Source organism: Pseudomonas sp. LAIL14HWK12:I10 (assembly GCF_900184205.1).
Lineage (GTDB): Bacteria > Pseudomonadota > Gammaproteobacteria > Pseudomonadales > Pseudomonadaceae > Aquipseudomonas > Aquipseudomonas kermanshahensis.
Genome location: NZ_FXWU01000007.1, coordinates 175792 through 196655, shown reverse-complemented (window position 1 = coordinate 196655; position 20864 = coordinate 175792). Strand labels below are relative to the sequence as shown.

General features: G+C 63.2%; 15 protein-coding genes and 1 pseudogene. 13 read left to right on the top strand and 3 right to left on the bottom strand.

The window, feature by feature from the left end:
- Nucleotides 1-82 precede the first annotated feature (82 nt).
- The 6 genes and pseudogenes from QOS90_RS17360 (at nt 83) to hisF (ending at nt 5027) form a co-directional block, all read left to right on the top strand.
- Nucleotides 83-1744 (top strand): OFA family MFS transporter, encoded by a 1662-nt coding sequence (locus QOS90_RS17360; RefSeq protein ID WP_085273845.1) that lies wholly within the window; start codon nt 83-85, stop codon nt 1742-1744.
- A gap of 242 nt (nt 1745-1986) precedes the next feature.
- Nucleotides 1987-2580 (top strand): imidazoleglycerol-phosphate dehydratase HisB, encoded by a 594-nt coding sequence (gene hisB / locus QOS90_RS17355; protein WP_027594270.1) that lies wholly within the window; start codon nt 1987-1989, stop codon nt 2578-2580.
- Nucleotides 2581-3219, top strand: a complete 639-nt coding sequence (hisH, locus tag QOS90_RS17350) for an imidazole glycerol phosphate synthase subunit HisH (RefSeq protein ID WP_027594271.1) — start codon at nt 2581-2583, stop codon at nt 3217-3219. It abuts the gene before it with no gap.
- Nucleotides 3220-3481, top strand: a pseudogene (locus QOS90_RS17345) (DUF2164 domain-containing protein). It abuts the gene before it with no gap.
- A gap of 27 nt (nt 3482-3508) precedes the next feature.
- Complete coding sequence (gene hisA / locus QOS90_RS17340) at nt 3509-4246, top strand: 1-(5-phosphoribosyl)-5-[(5-phosphoribosylamino)methylideneamino]imidazole-4-carboxamide isomerase (protein WP_027594273.1); 738 nt, start codon at nt 3509-3511, stop codon at nt 4244-4246.
- A gap of 10 nt (nt 4247-4256) precedes the next feature.
- The gene (gene hisF, locus QOS90_RS17335) at nt 4257-5027 is read left to right on the top strand and encodes an imidazole glycerol phosphate synthase subunit HisF (RefSeq protein WP_027594274.1); all 771 of its coding nucleotides are present in this window, start codon (nt 4257-4259) and stop codon (nt 5025-5027) included.
- 120 nt (nt 5028-5147) lie between these two features.
- On the opposite strand, the gene choV is transcribed toward hisF, so the two are convergent.
- The 3 genes from choV to QOS90_RS17320 all read right to left on the bottom strand — a co-directional run bounded on the left by choV (nt 5148) and on the right by QOS90_RS17320 (nt 8200).
- Nucleotides 5148-6326: a choline ABC transporter ATP-binding protein gene (choV, locus tag QOS90_RS17330; RefSeq protein ID WP_027594275.1), complete on the bottom strand. Its 1179-nt coding sequence runs from the start codon at nt 6324-6326 to the stop codon at nt 5148-5150.
- Nucleotides 6323-7171 carry a choline ABC transporter permease subunit gene (gene choW, locus QOS90_RS17325; protein ID WP_172960399.1) on the bottom strand — a complete coding sequence of 283 codons (849 nt, stop codon included), beginning with the start codon at nt 7169-7171 and terminating at the stop codon, nt 6323-6325. Before choW ends, choV begins: the two co-directional genes overlap by 4 nt.
- Nucleotides 7172-7252: 81 nt before the next feature.
- Nucleotides 7253-8200, bottom strand: coding sequence for a choline ABC transporter substrate-binding protein (locus QOS90_RS17320; RefSeq protein WP_027594277.1), 948 nt, complete (start codon nt 8198-8200; stop codon nt 7253-7255).
- Between the two features lie 453 nt (nt 8201-8653).
- Here QOS90_RS17320 and QOS90_RS17315 point away from each other — a divergent pair, with 453 nt between their 5' ends.
- The 7 genes from QOS90_RS17315 to QOS90_RS17285 all read left to right on the top strand — a co-directional run bounded on the left by QOS90_RS17315 (nt 8654) and on the right by QOS90_RS17285 (nt 20766).
- Nucleotides 8654-10030: an L-serine ammonia-lyase gene (locus tag QOS90_RS17315; RefSeq protein WP_027594278.1), complete on the top strand. Its 1377-nt coding sequence runs from the start codon at nt 8654-8656 to the stop codon at nt 10028-10030.
- A 395-nt stretch (nt 10031-10425) separates the two neighbouring features.
- Nucleotides 10426-11532, top strand: coding sequence for a choline metabolism transcriptional regulator GbdR (gene gbdR / locus QOS90_RS17310; RefSeq protein ID WP_027594279.1), 1107 nt, complete (start codon nt 10426-10428; stop codon nt 11530-11532).
- Between the two features lie 200 nt (nt 11533-11732).
- Nucleotides 11733-12233 (top strand): sigma-70 family RNA polymerase sigma factor, encoded by a 501-nt coding sequence (locus QOS90_RS17305; protein ID WP_027594280.1) that lies wholly within the window; start codon nt 11733-11735, stop codon nt 12231-12233.
- 100 nt (nt 12234-12333) lie between these two features.
- A complete protein-coding gene (locus tag QOS90_RS17300) occupies nt 12334-13296 on the top strand; it encodes a FecR family protein (RefSeq protein WP_085273844.1) in 963 nt (320 codons plus the stop codon).
- A gap of 188 nt (nt 13297-13484) precedes the next feature.
- The gene (locus tag QOS90_RS17295) at nt 13485-16319 is read left to right on the top strand and encodes a TonB-dependent receptor (RefSeq protein WP_085273843.1); all 2835 of its coding nucleotides are present in this window, start codon (nt 13485-13487) and stop codon (nt 16317-16319) included.
- 26 nt (nt 16320-16345) lie between these two features.
- Nucleotides 16346-19114, top strand: a complete 2769-nt coding sequence (locus QOS90_RS17290; protein WP_085273908.1) for a M16 family metallopeptidase — start codon at nt 16346-16348, stop codon at nt 19112-19114.
- The gene (locus QOS90_RS17285) at nt 19111-20766 is read left to right on the top strand and encodes an ABC transporter ATP-binding protein/permease (protein WP_085273842.1); all 1656 of its coding nucleotides are present in this window, start codon (nt 19111-19113) and stop codon (nt 20764-20766) included. The genes QOS90_RS17290 and QOS90_RS17285 overlap by 4 nt, the downstream gene beginning before the upstream one ends.
- Nucleotides 20767-20864 lie beyond the last annotated feature (98 nt).

Sequence of the window (20864 nt, the reverse complement as noted above, 5' to 3'; positions counted from 1 at the left end):
ACCTTGCGCCGCTTTCGGTGTGCCCGCGACCCATTGTCGCGGTGCGTCGCCCAGTAAAGGCCATACAAAAAGGATCAAACCCATGAGCAGTAACGTCACGGCGGGCACCTTGGCCGGTGCGCCGAGCTTCCTGTCGAAGGAGCGCATCATCGCCCGTCCGGGCTTCAACCGTTGGCTGGTGCCACCGGCCGCCTTGGCTATCCACCTGTGTATCGGCATGGCCTATGGCTTCTCGGTGTTCTGGTTGCCGCTGTCGCAAGCCATCGGCATCACTGCGCCGGTGGCCTGCTCGGCGGACATGGGGTTCATCGCCCGCCTGTTCAGCGCCGCGTGCGACTGGCCGATTTCGATGCTGAGCTGGATCTACACCTTGTTCTTCGTGTTCCTCGGCTGCTCGGCCGCGGTGCTTGGCGGCTGGTTGGAACACGCCGGGCCGCGCAAGGCCGGGCTGGTGTCGGCGCTGTGCTGGTGCGGCGGCATGCTGATCTCGGCGATTGGGGTGAAGACCCATCAGCTGTGGCTGATGTGGCTGGGCTCTGGTGTGATCGGCGGCATTGGCCTGGGCTTGGGCTACATTTCGCCGGTGTCGACGCTGATCAAGTGGTTCCCGGACAAACGCGGCATGGCCACCGGCATGGCGATCATGGGGTTTGGCGGTGGCGCGATGGTCGGCGCCCCCCTGGCGACCGCGCTGATGGGCCACTTTGGCAGCGCAGAAGACGTTGGGGTATGGCAAAGCTTCGTGGTGATGGCGGCGATCTACTTCGTGTTCATGACCGCCGGCGCCCTGGGTTACCGCGTGCCACCGACCGGCTGGAAGCCTGAGGGCTGGACCGCCCCGGCGAAAAAGGCCGGCAATGGCATGGTCACCGACCGCCATGTGCACGTCAGCGTGGCCTGGAAAACCCCACAGTTCGCCCTGGTGTGGCTGGTGCTGTGCCTGAACGTCTCGGCCGGCATCGGTATTCTGGGCATGGCGTCGCCGCTGTTGCAGGAAGTGTTCGCCGGCAAGTTGCTGGGCAACGAGCTGAGCTTCAGCGAACTGAACGCCACCCAGCTGGCGCAAATTGCCGCCATCGCAGCGGGCTTCACCGGCTTGCTGAGCCTGTTCAACATTGGCGGGCGCTTCTTCTGGGCGTCGTTCTCTGACTACATTGGCCGCAAGAACACCTACTTTGCCTTCTTCGCCTTGGGCGTGGGCCTCTACAGCCTGGTGCCGAACATGGGTCACCTGGGCAACGTGGCGCTGTTCGTGGCGGCGTTCTGCATCATCCTGTCGATGTACGGTGGTGGCTTTGCCACGGTGCCGGCGTACCTGGCCGACCTGTTCGGCACGCAGATGGTCGGTGCGATTCATGGGCGCCTGCTGACGGCCTGGGCGGCGGCGGGCGTGCTGGGGCCGGTGCTGATCACCTACCTGCGCGAGTCTCAGCTGGCGGCGGGCGTTGAGCGCGCGGCGGCGTATGACATGACCCTGTATATCCTCGCGGGCCTGCTGGTGCTGGGCTTTATCTGCAACATGCTGATCCGCCCGGTGGCCGACAAGCACTTCATGAGCGACCAGCAACTGGCCGCCGAGCGTGCGCTGAGCCATGACAAGGGTGCCGATGGCGCACGTTCGCTGGAGTGGCATGCCGCACCGGGCAGCTTGCCGTTGGTGCTGATCGCCTGGGCTGCGGTGGTTGTGCCGCTGGCTTGGGGGGTGTGGATTACGTTGCAGAAGACGGCTGTACTGTTCCATTGAAGGTAGGGGGGGGCGCTGTGCGCCCCTTTCGCGGCGCAAGGCCGCTCCTACAAGGGCGTGGTTGGGTGCAAGAGCCGGCGAAAGGGCTGCAACGCAGCCCCAGATTCACAGCTTGTATAGACCTGTAACGGCATCTACCCCCCGTCATTGCTTGCTTTGCCATATGTCATCCGCGTTTCAAGCTGGCGCGTTCTGGGCCTATAATGGAGCCCTTTTCGCCCAATGATTTTGCGGAGCTGGTGATGGTCGAACGTAAGGCTTCCGTCGAGCGCAATACCCTGGAAACCCAGGTCAAGTGCTCGATCAACCTAGATGGCAGCGGCAAGGCCCGATTTGATATCGGTGTGCCTTTCCTTGAACACATGCTCGACCAGATCGCCCGACATGGGCTGATCGATCTGGACATCGAGTGCAAGGGTGACCTGCACATCGACGATCACCATACCGTCGAAGACGTCGGTATCACCCTGGGCCAGGCATTCGCCCAGGCGATCGGCGATAAAAAAGGCATCTTCCGCTACGGCCATGCCTATGTGCCGCTGGACGAAGCGCTGTCGCGCGTGGTCATCGACTTCTCTGGCCGCCCAGGCCTGCAGATGCACGTGCCGTACACCCGCGCCACGGTCGGTGGCTTCGATGTCGACCTGTTCCAGGAGTTCTTCCAGGGCTTCGTCAACCACGCCCTGGTGAGCCTGCACATCGACAACCTGCGTGGCCACAACACCCACCACCAGATCGAAACCGTGTTCAAGGCGTTCGGCCGCGCGCTGCGCATGGCCATTACCTTGGACGAGCGCATGGCTGGGCAGATGCCTTCCACCAAGGGATGCCTGTAAATGCAGACGGTAGCCGTAATCGACTATGGCATGGGCAACCTGCACTCGGTGGCCAAGGCGCTCGAGCATGTCGGCGCCGGCAAGGTACTGGTCACCAGCGACGCCGCGGTGATCCGCGAGGCTGACCGCGTGGTGTTCCCAGGCGTGGGCGCGATTCGCGACTGCATGGCCGAAATCCGTCGCCTGGGCTTCGACAGCCTGGTGCGTGAAGTCAGCCAGGACCGCCCGTTCCTCGGCATCTGTGTCGGCATGCAAGCGCTGCTCGAACACAGTGAAGAGAATAACGGCGTTGACTGCATCGGCCTGTTCCCAGGCCAGGTGAAGTTTTTCGGCAAGGGCCTGCAAGAGGATGGCGAGCACCTGAAGGTGCCGCACATGGGCTGGAACGAAGTCAGCCAGGCCAACCACCATCCGCTGTGGCACGACATCCCTGACCGCGCACGTTTCTATTTCGTGCACAGCTACTACATCAATGCCGGCAAGCCGAGCCAGGTGGTCGGTCGCGGCCACTATGGCGTCGACTTCGCCGCCGCGCTGGCCGACGGCTCGCGCTTTGCCGTGCAGTTCCACCCAGAGAAGAGCCACACCCATGGCCTGCAGTTGCTGCAGAACTTCGTCGCCTGGGACGGGCGCTGGTAAATGAGCCGATCGAAGACCAAGGCCCCGATCATTACCCTGGCCCCCCTAGCAGGAGCGCGAAGCGCTCGATACGCTCAAGCGTTTTCTCGAAGACCGTTTCGAGCTGCAGTTGGGGTCGTTTGAAGTGGCCGAGGTCCTCGACCTGTTCAGCAAAGAGATTGCACCCCATTACTACAACAGGGCGATTGCCGATGTTCAGCTGCACCTCAAGGAGCGGTTCGAGAGCATCGAGAGCGACCTGTGGGCACTCGAGAAGCCCTGAAACCCAACAAATAGACAGGTTCCCAAGATGCTGATTATCCCCGCTATCGATCTGAAGGACGGTGCCTGCGTGCGCCTGCGCCAGGGCCGCATGGAAGACTCCACGGTATTTTCCGATGACCCGGTGAGCATGGCCGCCAAATGGGTCGAGGGTGGCTGCCGCCGCCTGCACCTGGTCGACCTCAACGGCGCCTTCGAAGGCCAGCCGGTCAACGGCGAAGTGGTTACCGCCATCGCCAAGCGTTACCCGACCCTGCCGATCCAGATCGGCGGCGGCATTCGCTCGCTGGAAACCATCGAGCACTACGTCAAGGCGGGCGTCAGCTACGTCATCATCGGCACCAAGGCGGTTAAGCAGCCAGCGTTCGTCGCCGAGGCCTGCAAGGCCTTCCCGGGCAAGGTCATCGTTGGCCTGGACGCCAAGGACGGTTTCGTCGCCACCGACGGCTGGGCTGAAGTCAGCACTGTTCAGGTCATCGACCTGGCCAAGCGTTTCGAGGCCGATGGCGTCTCGGCGATCGTCTACACCGACATCGCCAAAGACGGCATGATGCAGGGCTGCAACGTGCCCTTCACCAAAGCCCTGGCCGAAGCCACGCGCATTCCGGTGATCGCATCGGGTGGCATTCATAACCTGGGCGACATCAAGGCCCTGCTGGACGCCAAGGCCCCTGGCATCATCGGCGCCATCACTGGCCGTGCCATTTACGAAGGCACCCTCGATGTCGCCGAGGCCCAGGCCTTCTGCGACAACTACCAAGGCTGAGGACTGAACCATGGCACTGGCCAAGCGCATCATCCCTTGCCTGGACGTGGATAACGGCCGGGTGGTCAAGGGCGTCAAGTTCGAGAACATCCGTGATGCCGGCGACCCGGTAGAAATTGCCCGTCGCTACAACGAGCAGGGTGCCGACGAAATCACCTTCCTCGACATCACCGCCAGCGTCGATGGCCGCGACACCACGCTGCATACCGTCGAGCGCATGGCCAGCCAAGTGTTCATCCCGCTGACTGTGGGCGGTGGCGTGCGCACCGTGCAGGACATCCGCAACCTGCTCAATGCCGGTGCCGACAAGGTCTCGATCAACACGGCTGCGGTGTTCAACCCGGAGTTCGTGGGCGAGGCGGCGGACCGTTTCGGTTCGCAGTGCATCGTCGTTGCCATCGATGCCAAGAAGGTCTCCGCGCCGGGTGAAACGCCGCGCTGGGAGATTTTCACCCATGGCGGGCGCAAGCCGACCGGGTTGGATGCGGTGGAGTGGGCGAAGAAGATGGAAGGCCTGGGTGCCGGTGAGATCCTGCTGACCAGCATGGACCAGGACGGCATGAAGAACGGCTTTGACCTGGGCGTTACCCGGGCCATCAGCGATGCGCTGGGGATTCCGGTGATTGCGTCGGGTGGGGTGGGTAACCTGCAGCACCTGGCGGACGGGATTCTGGAAGGGCATGCCAGCGCGGTGTTGGCGGCCAGTATCTTCCACTTTGGCGAGTACACCGTTCCGGAAGCCAAGGCCTACATGGCTTCGCGCGGGATCGTCGTTCGCTGAGCCATTGCTGGGAGGGCATTGCCCTCCATTCGCAGCACAAGGCTGCTCCTACAAGAATACGCGCCCCCCTGTAGGGGCAGCCTTGCGCTGCGAATGGGCCGCAACGCGGCCCCAATGGCATCACCCGTGATTCTTGCCCAACAACGCGTGGTAAAGCTCGGTATCCCCAAGAATCCCCACCACCTTGTCGTTATCCTGCAGCACCAGCTTGTTGCCCGTCTGATAACGAATCTGCAGCGCCTCACGCATACCGATATCGGCGTGCACCACCGTCGGCCTGCGCTCCAGCAACTCTACATTCTGCCCTGGCGCCCAATTCTGCATATCCAGGCCGTTCTGGCCTTGGCGTGCGCGCTTGAGCGAGCCGCCTTCGCCAATGTCCAGCCATGAGTCGATACCCGGGTCCAGGCACACCGACCCATTGACCCGTTTGCAGTTGTCCAGGCTGCGCATCAGGCTGCGGCCGCACAGCACGTTCAGCGGGTTGGTGTGGGCAACGAAGGTGCGCACATAGTCGTCCGCCGGGTTCAGTACGATCTCTTCGGGCTTGCTGTACTGGATGATCCGGCCGTCCTTCATGATTGCAATGCGGCTGCCCAGCTTCAACGCTTCGTCCAAGTCGTGGCTGACGAACACGATGGTCTTGCTCAGCTTGCGCTGCAGCTCCAGCAGTTCGTCCTGCAGGCCCTGGCGGATCAGCGGGTCGAGTGCCGAGAACGGTTCGTCCATCAGCAGAATGTCGGCATCCATCGCCAGCGCCCGGGCCAGGCCCACCCGCTGCTGCATACCCCCGGACAGCTCGTCGGGCTTCTTGTTGCGCCACTGGGTCAGGCCAACCAGTTCAAGCTTCTCGTCCACCAGCTTGCGCCGCTCTTTCTCTGGGCGGCCCTGCATTTCCAGGCCAAAGCTGATGTTCTCGCGCACCGTCAGCCAGGGCATCAGGGCGAACTTCTGGAACACCATGGCGATGCGCTTGGTGCGCATCATCTTCAGCTCGGCCGGGGTGCAGTGGGCGATGTCGATGTGCTTGCCTTCATGCTCGACGAACAGCTTGCCGCGGCTGACCGTGTTCAGGCCGTTGATGCAGCGCAGCAGGCTCGACTTGCCCGAGCCGGACAGGCCCATGAGCACGCAAATTTCGCCTTTCTCGATATCCAGGTTGGCTTTTTCGACACCCACCACCAGGCCGGTCTGCTTGAGGATTTGCTCGCGGGTTTTGCCCTGGTCGAGCAGCGACAGCGCCTCGCGCGGTTTGTTGGAGAAGATGACGTCGACGTCTTCGAACCGAATGATGCTCATGCTTCACCCCTTACCGTGACTTCCGGTTGCTTGCAGATACGGTCGAGCATGATCGCCAGCAGCACGATCGCCAGGCCCGCTTCGAAGCCCAGGGAGATATCGGCGGTGTTCAGTGCGTTGACCACAGGTTTGCCCAGGCCGTCGGCGCCCACCAGGGCCGCGATGACTACCATCGACAGCGACAGCATGATGCATTGGGTGACACCGGCCGCGATGCTCGGCATCGCGTGGGGCAGTTCGATGCGGGTCAGCAGCTGACGGCGCGAGCAGCCAAAGGCCTTGCCGGCGTCGAGCAGCTCTTGTGGCACATCGCAAATGCCCAGGTAGGTGAGGCGGATCGGCGCGGCGATGGCGAACACCACCGTCGAGATCAGCCCCGGAACCACGCCCAGGCCGAACAGGGTCAGGGTCGGGATCAGGTAAACGAAGGTGGGTACCGTCTGCATCAGGTCGAGTACCGGGCGCATGGCGGTATAGAACATCGGTTTATGCGCGGCGACGATGCCCAGCGGCACGCCAATGGCCACGCAGACCACGGTGGCGAAGGTCACCTGCGCCAGGGTTTCCATGGTTTCCTGCCAGTAACCCAGGTTGAAGATAAGCAGGAACGACAGCGCAACGAACGCCGTCAGCCCCCACTTGCGCTGAATAACGTGCGCCAGGGCGGCGAACAGGGCGATGAGGACGAACGGGTTGAACCAGGTCAGGGTACTGGTGACGCCATGGATCATGAACTCCAGGCCTTGCGCGATGGCGTCGAAATAATTCGCGCCGTTCTGGGTCAGCCATTCGACGAACGACGCGATGTACTGCCCCAGGGGTATTTTCTGATCGATAAGCATGATAGCGAGCTTCCACCTGCAAAGATTGAAATCAGTCCGGGGCGGGCACGGTCCCGCCCCGAGGTAGCGCTATTGCGTGGTGCGTTATTGCGCCAGCTTGGCCTTGGCCGCCTCAAGGCCGGGTTTGCCATCAACGGTGGTAACGCCCGCCAGCCAGGTATCCAGCTTGCCGGGGTTGTCTTTAAGCCACTTCTTGGCGGCTGCTTCGGGTTTCATCTTGTCGTCCAGGACATAGCCCATCATGGTGCTTTCATCCTTGAGCTCGAACGACAGGTTCTTGAGCAGTTGGCCAACGTTGCTGCATTCCTGCACGTAACCCTTGCGGGTGTTGGTCAATACGGTTGCCTTGCCGAATTCGGGGCCGAAAAAATCATCCCCGCCGGTGAGGTACTGCATCTTGAAGCGGGTGTTCATCGGGTGCGGTTCCCAGCCCAGGAACACCACCGACTCGTTGCGTTTCTGCGCCCGGTCGACCTGCGACAGCATGCCGGCCTCGCTCGACTGCACGATCTTGAAGCCCGCGTCCTTCAGGCCGAAGGCGTTCTTGTCGATCATGCTCTGGATGGTGCGGTTGCCGTCGTTACCCGGCTCGATGCCGTAGATCTTGCCGTCCAGTTCTTTCTTGAACTTGGGGATGTCGCTGAAATCCTTCAGGCCCTTGTCATACAGCGCCTGGGGCACGGCCAAGGTGTACTTGGCGTTTTCCAGGTTGGCGCGCACGGTCTCGACGGTGCCGGCGTCGCGGTACTGCTTGATGTCGTTCTCCATGGTCGGCATCCAGTTGCCGAGAAACACGTCCAGGTCCTTGCCGGTGGCCAGCGACTTATAGGTCACCGGTACCGAGATCATGGTGGTGTGGGTCTTGTAACCCAGGGCTTCGAGCACAACGCTTGTGGTGGCTGTCGTCACCGTGATGTCGGTCCAGCCGACATCGGAGAAACGTACCGTCTGGCACTGCTCAGGCTCGGCGGCCTGGGCCAGCAGCGGGGTGGACAACAACGCAACCAACAACAGCGAGGGTGAACCTTTCATGGATGGACTCCTGTGATTTTGTCTTCGGGTTCGCGTGGGTCGCCGGGCGTTCTGAAGGTCCGGTCGACCAGGCCTGCAGAGGGCAGGTTGCGTGGCCGTGCTATACGAGTCGCTTTTGATAATCCTCCAGCGCCGGGCAATCGCCTACTGGTGGGGTCGTATCCAGTACGGAACGGGTCGTATCCAGTACTGGCGATGTCGCATATGGATTTTTCCACCCCCTCGGCCGCGTTTTTGCGTCACCAGGCCGCTGGAAAACGGCGTGAAGACGGCAGTACCTCAGGTAAAAACAGCACGGCGCAGCTGGACAAAACTACGTCGGTTGCAGACGGCGAAGGGGTAGGCAAAAGGCCGATGATGCGTGCATTCATGGCGGCTCGCAGCTTCAGCCTAGCAGTTGCCCCGCCCTGCGCATGGCGCGCAGAGACAAGCCCAGCAAGAGGTGATTCGACAATGGCCATCAGCGTGTTCGACCTGTTCAAGATTGGTGTCGGGCCCTCCAGCTCCCACACCGTTGGCCCCATGCGGGCTGGCGCTCTGTTTGTGCAGGGGCTGCGCGAGCGCGGCGAACTGGAGCAGGTAAAACGGGTCGAGGTGCGGCTGTATGGTTCGCTCTCGGCCACCGGCATCGGCCACGGCACCGACAACGCCACCATCATGGGCCTGATGGGCGAGTGGCCGGACGCCATCGACCCCACCCAGATCGTCCCTCGCATCGCCGACCTGCGCGAAACCAACACCCTGCTGCTGGCCGGCCGCCTGCCCATCGAGTTTGTCTGGGCCCGCGACATGCTGTTGCTGGACGAGAACCTGCCGTACCACCCCAACGCCATGACCTTGATCGCCGAAGGCGCGCAGGGCGAGCTGCACCGCGACACCTACTACTCGGTGGGCGGTGGCTTTGTGGTCGATGCCGCGCAGGCCGCCAGCGGTGTGCTGGACGCCGACCAGACCGTATTGCCCTACGACTTCAACAGTGCCGCCGAGCTGCTGCAACTGTGCAAGCAAAACGACCTCAGCGTGTCGCAATTGATGATGGCCAACGAGAAGGTCTGGCGCAGCGAGGAAGAGATCCACGCCGGCCTGCAGAAGCTCTGGCAAGCCATGCAGGAGTGCGTCACCAACGGCCTGAAATACGAAGGCACGCTGCCCGGCGGCCTCAACGTACGGCGCCGCGCCGCCAAGCTGCACCGCAGCTTGCAAGAGATCGGCAAGCCCAACGTGATCGGCTCGACCATGAGCGCCATGGAGTGGGTCAACCTGTTCGCCCTGGCGGTCAACGAAGAAAACGCCGCCGGCGGGCGCATGGTCACCGCGCCCACCAACGGCGCTGCGGGCATCATCCCGGCGGTGCTGCACTACTACATGCGCTTCAGTGATGTGGTGGACGAGTCGAACGTGACCGACTTCTTCCTCGGGGCGGCAGCGGTCGGCATCCTGTGCAAGAAGAACGCTTCAATTTCCGGCGCCGAAGTCGGCTGCCAGGGCGAGGTCGGTTCGGCCTGTGCCATGGCGGCGGCAGGTCTTGCGCAAGTGTTGGGGGCGACACCGCCACAATTGGAAAACGCAGCCGAAATCGCTTTGGAACACAACCTTGGCCTGACCTGCGACCCGGTCGGTGGCCTGGTGCAGGTGCCGTGCATCGAGCGCAACGCGATTGCCGCAGTCAAGGCGATCAACGCAGTGCAGATGGCCCTGCGCGGTGACGGCGAACACTTCATTTCCCTCGACCAGGTGATCCGCACCATGCGTGACACCGGCGCCGACATGCACGACAAGTACAAAGAGACCTCACGCGGCGGCCTGGCGGTCAGCGCCATCGAATGCTGATGCGCTAATCACGCGCTGCTGGTCACCACGACGCCCCACTATGGGGCGTTTGTGCATGACCGGCCGTCAGATGTCGCGATGAGTGTGGGCATTGTCGGTGACACTTAAGAGTGTCGTTTCTGGGCAACCCACCAGGCACGTGTCACCAAAGTGCTCAGCAGTTACAAGGAGCGCGCCTAGCACGGCGGTTCCAGAAGTTCAGCCAGCCCGCGCCGAAGGCCCTGATTTGCCGAGTAAAGGCGTCGTTTTCAGGTTTTTTCGGATAGCCGTTCAATTTCAGGCACGGCGTTTGCGTTGTGATTGGCAACAAGCCCCTACCTACGAAGAGGGGGCCATAACAAAAAAATCAGTGCCCGCCTGAGGCACACCCTGCATTTGTGTGAGGAGAAATCGCGATGACGTCGTACACCTCCGGGAATCCAACCCAGAACCGCACAGCTCCCCAGTCCATCGGGTTTCTTCTACTGGACAACTTCACCCTGATTTCCCTGGCGTCGGCGGTCGAGCCGCTGCGCATGGCCAACCAGCTTTCCGGCCGCGAGCTGTACCGCTGGCACACCCTGACCGTCGATGGCGGCCAGGTCTGGGCCAGTGATGGCCTGCAGATCACCCCCGACGCGGCCATGCACAATGCGCCGCCGATCGACACCGTGATCGTCTGCGGCGGTGTCGGCATTCAGCGCACCGTTACCCGTGAACACGTGACCTGGCTGCAGGCGCAGGCTCGCCAGTCGCGGCGCCTGGGCGCGGTGTGTACTGGCAGCTGGGCGCTGGCCTGTGCCGGGCTGCTCGACGGCTTCGATTGCAGCGTGCACTGGGAATGCCTGGCCGCCATGCAGGAGGCCTACCCACGGGTGAACATGAGCACCCGCCTGTTCACCCTCGACCGCAACCGCTTTACCAGCTCCGGTGGCACCGCGCCGCTGGACATGATGCTGCACCTGATTAGCCGCGATCACGGCCGTGAACTGTCGGCGGCGATCTCCGAGATGTTCGTCTACGAGCGCATTCGCAACGAGCAAGACCACCAGCGCGTGCCGCTCAAGCACATGCTCGGCACCAACCAGCCAAAGCTGCAGGAAATCGTCGCGCTGATGGAGGCCAACCTGGAAGAGCCGATCGACCTCGACGAACTGGCGGTGTATGTGTCGGTGTCGCGGCGCCAGCTCGAGCGCTTGTTCCAGAAGTACCTGCACTGCTCGCCGTCGCGCTATTACCTGAAGCTGCGCCTGATCCGCGCGCGGCAGTTGCTGAAGCAGACGCCGATGTCGATCATCGAAGTGGCCTCGGTGTGTGGCTTCGTCTCTACCCCGCATTTCTCCAAGTGCTACCGCGAGTACTTCGGCATTCCGCCGCGTGATGAGCGCGTGGGCTCCAACACCGCGCAGCAGGTGGCGATGATGCCGATCCCGCAGGCCATGACCCTGTCGCCGCACAGCGGGCCGATGGCGGCGCTGAGCCAGGCACGCAACGAGTCGACGTTCGCCAGCGTAAGGCTGTAAACGCTACGCGCCCGTTTGTAGGAGCAGCCTTGTGCTGCGAAGAGGCCGGTGAAAACAGGTTCGTTATATGAAGCTGTCACCGGCCTCTTCGCAGCACAAGGCTGCTCCTACAGGTGGGTACCGCCCGTGATCATGTATTGATAATGATTCTCGACTACGGGTAACATCGCCGCCCCCGATACTCCCTGGCATACCACCCCGTGGCGGACGACAAACTGCAGCTGTACTTGGCCCATCGGGCGGCGTTGGTCGATTATGCCCGCCCGATCGTTGGCTGCCGTGCCCGCGCCGAGGATGTGGTCCAGGAAGCCTGGCTGCGTTTCAGTGGGCAGCAGGATGATGCCGACATCCGCCACCCGGCCAGCTACCTCTACCGCATCGTGCGTAACCTGGCCCTGGATCAGACCCGCCGCACCGCCACCGAAAAAGCCCAGCCAGACGGCGACGAAATCCTCGCCGAGCTGCCGTCGAGCAGTGCCTCGCCCGAGCAGGCGGTCAGCCAGCAGAACGAACTGGACGCCATCAGCCGAGCCCTCGAAGAACTGCCGCAACGCACCCGCATCGCCTTCGAAATGCACCGCCTAGGGGGCTTCACCTTGCAGCAGGTGGCCAACCACCTGAACGTCTCCGTGAGCTTGGTGCATCAACTGGTGCGCGACGCCATGAGCCATTGCATGGCGCGGCTGGAGGACGACCTTTGACGGGGCTGTTGAAAAAACCAGGCGCTGGCGCGTCCTTTGCTCATCGGGCCGACTCTGTGCGACCCTTCGCGCCCCTCAGCCCCCAGGAGACGTGCCGGACATGACGCCAGCAGACCTCGTATCCAGCCGCCGCGAGCAGGCCCTGGACTGGCTCCTGCGCCTGCAGCAGGCCCCGCAGGATGGGCCGCTGCGTGCCGAGTTCGAGCAATGGTGCGCCAGCGATTCGGCCAACGCCGAGGCCTACCGCAAAGCCGAGCGGGTGTGGCAACTGACGGGGCAACTGGCCCCTGCCACCACCGCGCAATGGCCGCAAGCTGAGGTACTGCGTCTGCCTGTGCAACGCACATCTCGGCGCCGCTGGTGGCTGGGCGCTGCGGTCGCTGCCTGCCTGTTGGTGGCGCTGGCGCCTTCCTTGAGCCTGCGGCTGCAGGCCGACTACCGCACGGCCCAGGGCGAAACGCGCGACATCACCCTGGCCGATGGCAGCGTGGTGCAGATGGACAGCGACACGGCCATCGCTGTGGACTATGCGGGTGATCACCGTGATGTGCGCCTGCTCACCGGCCAGGCCTTTTTCCAGGTCACCCCCGACAAAGCCAAGCCGTTTCACGTGCGTGCCCAGGCGGTGCAGGTGACGGTGACCGGGACGGCGTTCAACGTCGCACTGCGGCCAGGCAGGGTAGGGGTGGATGTGCAGCACGGGTCGGTGCGGGTCGAGGACAGCGGCGATGGGCATGTGCTGTCCGGTGCGCTGACTGCAGGGCAGCGGCTGCGCTATGACGACGGGCTGGTACAGGTGCACACCTTCGTGCCCGCGCAGGCGGCCGCCTGGCGTCAAGGGCAACTGATTGCCGATGACCAGACGGTGGCCGAACTGGTTGCGGAGCTGGCGCGGTACCTGCCGGGCAAGGTGCTGCTGCGTGACGATGCGCTGGGGGCCAAGCGCGTCACCGGTGTGTATGACCTGCGCAAACCCGAGGCGGCGCTGCGTGCGGTGGTCCGGCCGCATGGCGGAGAGCTGCGTAGCTATGGGCCTTGGCTGTTGGTGCTGAGTAAGCCTTGAGATTGACGGGGGCCGCTTTGCGTCGCGATGGGCTGCGTAGCAGCCCCAAAAAGCGCGCCACAAAAAACTAATTTCACAATTTTCTGAAAAAACCCCCCACTGCCCCGTCTTCTTCCCCGCGCGCAATAACTGATACCGATTCGTATTCAATTTTGCAGCCCGGCGATTGCCCGGGGTGGGGATGTGGGATGACTGAAACAACAAGCCGTATGCCTCGCCAAGCGCGGGGGTGGTCGTTGCGCCTGAAGCATTTGGCCCGCAGTACGCTGCTTGGCGCAGGCTGTGCCTTGTTCGTGCCTGCAGTGTCGGCAAGTGAGGCCGCCGCCGCTTCGCAATTGGCGCAAGTGCATGCATTTGCTATCCCGGCGCAGGACCTTGCTGCCGCGTTGATCGCCTTCGGCCAGCAAAGCGGTCTGCAAATGACCGCCGATGCGCAGTTGCTGGAGGGCGCGCAAAACAATGCCGTGCAGGGGCGTTTCAGCAACGAAGCGGCATTGGCTCGCCTGCTTTCTGGCAGTGGCCTGACCTGGGACTACGACGGTGGTGTGGTAAGCCTGCGCCTCCTGCACAGCGATGCAGATGCCGGCCCTATGGAATTGCATGACACCTTGGTGCTGGGCGATAGCGGCGACAATGGTTACCTGGGTGCCACGGTCATCAGCAATCAGGCCATCCGTGCCTTCCCTGGGGCCAACGGCGATATCACGACCCTGCTGCAGATGCACCCGAGCGTGCAATTTTCCAGCGCGCAAAAAAGCTCCAACACCCCGGGCGAAATCGACCCCGCCGACATCAGCATCAACGGCGCCAAGTTCTACCAGAACAACTTCATGATCGATGGCATTTCGATCAATAACGACTTGGACCCTGGCGCCCATGGCTACAGTGAAAACCGCCAATTCGATGCCGCGCCCAGTAACCCCCACGGCATAGCCCTGGACGCCGATCTGCTGCAGGAAGTGAAGGTCTACGACAGCAACGTTCCAGTCGAATACGGAGGCTTCAATGGCGGCGTGATCGATGCCATCACCCGTCGCCCGAGCAGAGAACTGCACGGCAAGATCTCCTATGCACTGACCCGCTCGGAGTGGACCCGCTACCACATTACCGAAGCCGATCAGGAGAGCTTCGACCACGCCTCTTCCGAGCAGTACCAGCCGGAGTTCGAGAAGACCACGTTGCGAGGCATGCTCGAGGGCCACCTGACCGACAATTTCGGTGCCATCCTGAGCTTTTCCCAGCGCCGCTCTGTGATCCCGCTCAACCGTTACGAAAATGGTTACACCAGCCCTAATGCCGACAGCAGCGCGGACCAGACCCGCCAGCTGGACAACTACATGCTCAAGACCTATTGGGACGTCAATGAGCGGTTGACGCTGGAAGGCTCGTTCATCCACGCGCCTCAGGAGAACGTGTTTTTCCGGCAGAATTTTCTCGACTCCGATTTCACCAACACCAATGGCGGCTGGCAGGGTTCGTTGAAGGCCGTCTGGGAAGGTGACCAAGCGCGCTGGACGCACACGCTGGCGCTTACCAACCTGTACAGCTCGCGAGAGGCCGACAGCAAGGACACGGTGTTCTGGTATTACTCCGATGAGAAGAACTGGGGTAACCCCACCGGCAATACAGCCCGCAGCGGTGAGGGCTCGTTCGGCAATCTGGACCAGCGTCAGCGCGGTCTTGATTACACGCTCAAGGGCCAATGGCAGACGTTCGATTTCGCCGGTACCAGCCACGCGTTCACGACAGGCCTTGAGTTGTCGCAAAAGCACGCGGAGTGGGAGCGCGAAGCAACCGGGCAGGGCGTGAGCGGGTTTAGCCGCGACGACGAAAGCCGCTGCGCAGGCGACGATCCGTGGTGCTCCGTCAGCCCGTTGCTCAACGGGAAAAGCCGCCAGTGGGCGAACCTGCGTACCCAGTACAACGCAGGCAAGCTGGACCTGACCGAAAATGCTTACGCCGTGTTCATCGACGACCAGATGCAGATAGGCAAGCTCAGCCTGCGCCCGGGCGTGCGCTTCGAAGGCGATGACTACATGCAGCAGAAGACCCTTTCACCGCGCTTTGCCGGTGACTACGACTTCTTCGGCGACCGCAGCACGGTGCTGGTTTTCGGCGCCAACCGCTATTACGGCCGCAACCTGTTCAAGTACCGCCTTGCCGATGGCCGCCAGGGCTTCAACACCACCTATACCCGCAGCAGCCAGACCAGTGAGTGGGTTGGTCGGCAAACGCTGAACACCAACCGTTTTTCAGACATGAACATCCCTTACGATGATGAACTGATGCTCGGCCTGGAACAGCGCTGGCTGAACACTGACTTTCGCCTGAAGTACGTACACCGCAAGGGCAAGGACCAGGTGGTGCGGTCCTCGTCGCGGGTGCTTGGCCTTGATCCCCTTGAGGGCTACCAGGCCATTTACTACACCTACGTGAATGCGGGTGCGAGCGAGAGCGACAACCTGTCCCTGACCGTTACGCCCAATCAGCCATTGCGGGTGCTGGGCAGTGTCACCAGCCTGCAACTGGCACTGGATTGGTCGCGCAGCAAGAATGCCTACAGCACCTATGAAGCTGGCTTCAATGACGCCGAATACGCGGATGGTGATGTGCTCTACGACGGCAAACGCATGGCTTACAGCCAACTCCCGGCCAGCGACTTCAACCGCCCTTGGACCGCCCGCCTGACCACCATTACCGAGATCCCGCGCTGGCACCTGAGCATCAGCAACTTCTTTCGTTACCGGGGTGCGTACGACCAAATCATCGACACCGGCCGCACCGCCGATGTGGACGGCGAGGCCCTGGCCGTTTACGACACCGCTTCGGTGGCTGGCGCACCCACCTGGGATATGCGCGTGAAATGGGAAATGCCCACCGCCAGGGAGCAGGCGCTGTTTGTTGCTGTGGACGTGACCAACGTCACTGACAAGGTCAACTCAATCGTCAGCAACAGCAGCACCGTCCGCACCACGTATGAAGTCGGCCGCCAGTACTGGCTGGAAGTCGGCTACCGCTTTTGACCCCATAAAAAACCGTGGACACCCTGATGAAAAAGCTCATTGCGGGCCTGCTCGGCCCGCTGCTGCTCGGCGCCTGCACCGCGCTACCCGAACCGGACTCGCCATTGCCTTGGGATGCCCAGGTCAGCCAAGGCACCCTGGCCAACGGCCTGCAATACCGGCTGGTGCGCGAGACCGCCCAGCCTGGCCGGCTCGACCTGCGCCTGACGGTCAATGCCGGTTCCATCGACGAAACCGACGAGCAGGTGGGCGTCGCGCACATGGTCGAACACCTGGTGTTCCACAGCCGCGCCGGGCAGTCGGGCAACCTGCGCCAGCGCATGACGGCGTTGGGCTGGGTGCAAGGCCGCCACTTCAATGCGGTGACCAACTACGAACGCACCCAGTTCATGCTCAGCCCGCCGGCCGGCGTGCGCCAGGCCCCGCAGGCTCTGCAAGCATTGGCCGACCTGGCGTTCGCCGGCGACTACAGTGCTGCCGACCTTGAGCGCGAACGGCCGATCGTCATCGAGGAGTGGCGGGGCGGCCTGGGTGTGGCCCAGCGCATGAACCAGCAACGCACCGCGTCGCAACGGGTTGGCTCACGTTACCCAGAGCACCGCACCATCGGCAACGAGGCGGCCATCCGCAATGCCAGCCTGGCCAGCTTGCAAGGCTTTCAGGCGCGCTGGTACCAGGCGCCGAACATGGTGATTTCGGCGGTAGGCGATTTCGAGCCCAAGGCCATGCTGGCGCAGATCGAGCACACCTTCGGCAAGGCCAAAGGTGGTGCCAGCCCGGCTCGCGACTACCGCGACCTGCCGCTGGACAACGCGCTGAAAATCTTCCGCCTGCAAGACCCGCAGTCTGGCAGCAACCAGGTGGCGCTGTTGTTCCGCCTGCATGAACCGGACAGCCGCGGCACCACCCGCGCGGCGCTGCGTGAGCGGTTGATCGACCGCATGGCCTTGGCCGCGCTGCTCGACAGCCTGCGACGCCAGCCGCTGGCGCCCGGGGTGCGCAGCCTGGTGGCACAGAAAACCCTGATCGGCAGCCAGTCGACGGTGCTGGGTATCGCTGCCGGCGTCGAAGGCCAGCAGCACGAACAGGCGCTGCGCCAGCTGCTGACCGAGATCGAGCGCTTGCGTCAGCATGGCTTCAGCGAGCAGGACTACCAAAAACAGCAAGCCCATATTCGCGCCTTGGGCGACAAGACCTTGGCCAACCACGCGCCACGTACATTCGAGCAGTGGGTCGAACAGCTCAACAACGCCACCGCGGCAAAAGGCAGCGTGGTCGAGCGTCATGCTGCTGCCCGTCGCTACCTGCAGGTGCTGCCAGGCATCGAGCGGGAAGACCTCAATCACAGGCTGCGGCATTGGCTTGGCAGTGCCGATCGCGTGTTGCAGTTCAGCGTGCCTGGGCAGTCGCAGGTCGAGTTGCCAAGCGTGGCAGCGGTCGAGGCACTGCGGGTAGAGATCGCCAGCCAGAAGCTCTCCCCACCTGTTCAGCAGTCAGCTGAAACCCCGAGCGTAGCCAGTTACATGCCCGATGCACCGGGTACCGCAGGGCACATTGTCGACCGCAAGGCATTCCCTGCTGAGCACGTCGAACACTGGCGCTTGGGGAACGGCGACCGGCTGGTATGGCTGCGCCGTAACGGCCCAGAGGGCAAGTGGCTGTTACAAGCGGACTCGTCCGCCGGCTACCGCCTCGCCGATGCGCCTGCCTGGCGCTTACAGATGGCTGCCCAACTGGCCGTGCGCAGCGGGCCGGACGGTGCGCAGGCGTGGCGCCAGGCGCAAGGTGCCACCGTCAGCCTTGAGCATCAGCCACAGCGCCTGCAGTTGAACCTCAGCGCCCGCCCCGAGCAGCTTCCGGCCTTGCTGCAGAGCTACCGGCTGAGCCAACAGGCGAGCATCGACGCCACGTTGTTCGACGAGGCGCGCAGCGATCTGCAGCAGCGCCTGCGCAGTCGTCCCGAGGATGTGCGTGCGCGCCAGGAGCGCGAGCAGCGCGTACTCAAGTACGGCGCCGATCATTGGCGAACCCCTGACCAGGCTGCGCTGCAACAGCTCGATCGCAAGCAGTTGCAGGCGGACTGGCAGCGCCTTGCCCGTGCGCCGGTGACTTACTACCTGATGGCCGATGTGCCCGCAGAACAGCTCGAACCGCTGGTGCGCGGCTACCTGGCCAACCTGCCGCGCGGCGTCTCGCCAAACCCGCAAGCCGCGTTGCAGCAACCCGGCCAGCGCCGCAGCGACCTGGCGATAGCGCTCGAGCCCCGCGCTGTGCTGCAGGCCAGCAGCTACCAGCCGCACGCCTGGCAACCGCAGGCCGCCATGCGCGTCGCACTGCTGCGTGAGCTGGCCAACCAGCAGCTCAAACAGCAACTGCGTGGCGAGGCCTCGGGGGTTTATCGCCTGAGCTTCGATGCCCAGCTCGACCCCGATTCGCAGCGCATCGAAAGCACCCTGAGTTTTACCTGCGACCCGGCGCGTGTGGATGAGTTATGGGCACTGGCGCAGCAGACCCTGGCCGGGCTGAAGGTGGATGAGCAGTGGCTGTTGGCCGAGCGTCGCGAGCTGGTGCGCCAGGAGGCTAAACGCCGCGAAGACCCGCAAACCCAATTCAAGCGCTTGATCCTCAGTGAGCGCCACTGGCAGGACCCTCGCTACCTGAGCGAACAGGCGAGGCTGCCCGAGGCACTGACCGTGCCGGCCATGCAGCAACTGGCGCGGCAGTTGTTCCCCGTCGCCAACCAGGTGCAGCTGCGCCTGCTGCCATCGGCTGGCGCGTTGGAGCAGGCGTTGTGAATACCCTGCGCAGGTTCTACCGCCTGAGCCGGCCATTCTGGCAAGCCCGCCAGCAGTGGCTTGCCTGGCTGATGCTGGCGACGATCATCGGGCTTGGCCTGTTGATCGTGCAGATCAACGTGTTGATCAACAGCTGGAGTAAAACTTTCTACGACACGCTGGCGTCTTTCGACACCGAGGGGCTGTACGCGCTGGCCGGTGAGTACGCGCTCTATCTTGGGCTCTACGTGCTGATTTTTGTCGCCCTCGACTACCTGCGCAAAGGGCTGGTACTGCGCTGGCGCCAAGCGATGACCGGGCGTTTGATCGATGCTTGGCTGGGCGACCAGGCGTTCTACCGCCTGGGGCTCAGCGGCGAACCCGACAACCCGGACCAGCGCATCGCCCAGGACGTCGACCTGATGGTGGACCTGAGCATCGAGCTGGTGGCCTCGCTGGTGGTCAATCTGGCCCAGGTCGGCGCGTTCGTGGTGATCCTGTGGAACCTGTCCGGGGTGCAGACCTTCCACCTGTTCGGCGAACCCTTCACCGTGCATGGCTACCTGCTGTGGATCGTGCTGGCCTACACCTTGATCGGCAGTGTCCTGACCCACCTGATCGGCAAACCCTTGCACGCGCTCAACTATGCGCGTGAGCAACGGGAGGCGGACTTTCGCGCGGGCCTGCTGCGCAAGCGCGACCACGCCGAGCAAATTGCCCTGTACCGAGGCGAGGCGGTCGAGCGCCAGCACTTGGCACAGCGCTTCCAGGCGATTGCCGAGAACTGGCGACAACTCATGGGCCGTGAGCGTGACCTGAGCCTGTTCACGGTCGCCTACCAGCGCTTCAGCCTGATCGTGCCGGTATTCGCGGCGCTGCCCGCGTTCATGGCCAAGACCATCACCTTGGGTGGCCTGATGCAGATTCGCAGCGCGTTCAATGCCGTGCACGACTCGCTCAGCTGGTTCATCAAGCTGTACCACAAGCTGGTGCGCTGGAGCGCGGCGCTGGAGCGGCTCGACCAGTTCGAGCAGGCCATCGCCGCCAGCCGCCAGCAGGTGATCAAGGCGCCGCAGGGCCATTGCCTGTGCTTGCAAGGGCTGACGGTATGCCGGCCCGACGGCAGTCATTTGCTCCGCGGCCTCAAGCTGCGCGTCGGCCAGGGGCAGTGGGTGCGGCTTGCCGGGCACAGCGGGTTGGGCAAGTCGACCTTGCTGCGCACCTTGCAGGGGCTGTGGCCCCATTGCACGGGTGATTGGCAATTGCCGCCGGGGCGCAGCCTGTTGTTGCCGCAGCAGCCGTATCTGCCGCAGATGAGCTTGCGTGGCTTGCTGGCTTATCCACAGGTGCGGTCGATAGACGATGTGCAGTTGGTCGATGTGCTGGGCAAGGTGGGGCTGGGGGGCTTGATCGGTCAACTGGACAGGCACGTGGAGTGGGAACGGGTGCTTTCTGGCGGCGAGCAGCAGCGGGTGAGCCTGGCGCGGGCGCTGTTGTACCGGCCGGATACGTTGTACCTGGATGAGGCGACCAGTCAGCTGGATATCGGCAGTGCGCAGCGTTTGCTGGAGATGCTCAAGCGGGAGTTGCCGGGGTGTACCGTGGTGGCGGTGACCCACCAGGAAGGGCTGGCGGGGGTGTTTGGGAAAACGCTGGAGCTAGAGCCTGTGTGAACGTGCACCGGCCTCTTCGCGGGTGAACCCGCTCCCACATGGGGCTCACAGCCTTTGAAGGCTCTGCTGAACCTGGGCTCACAGCCTTTGCAGGCTCT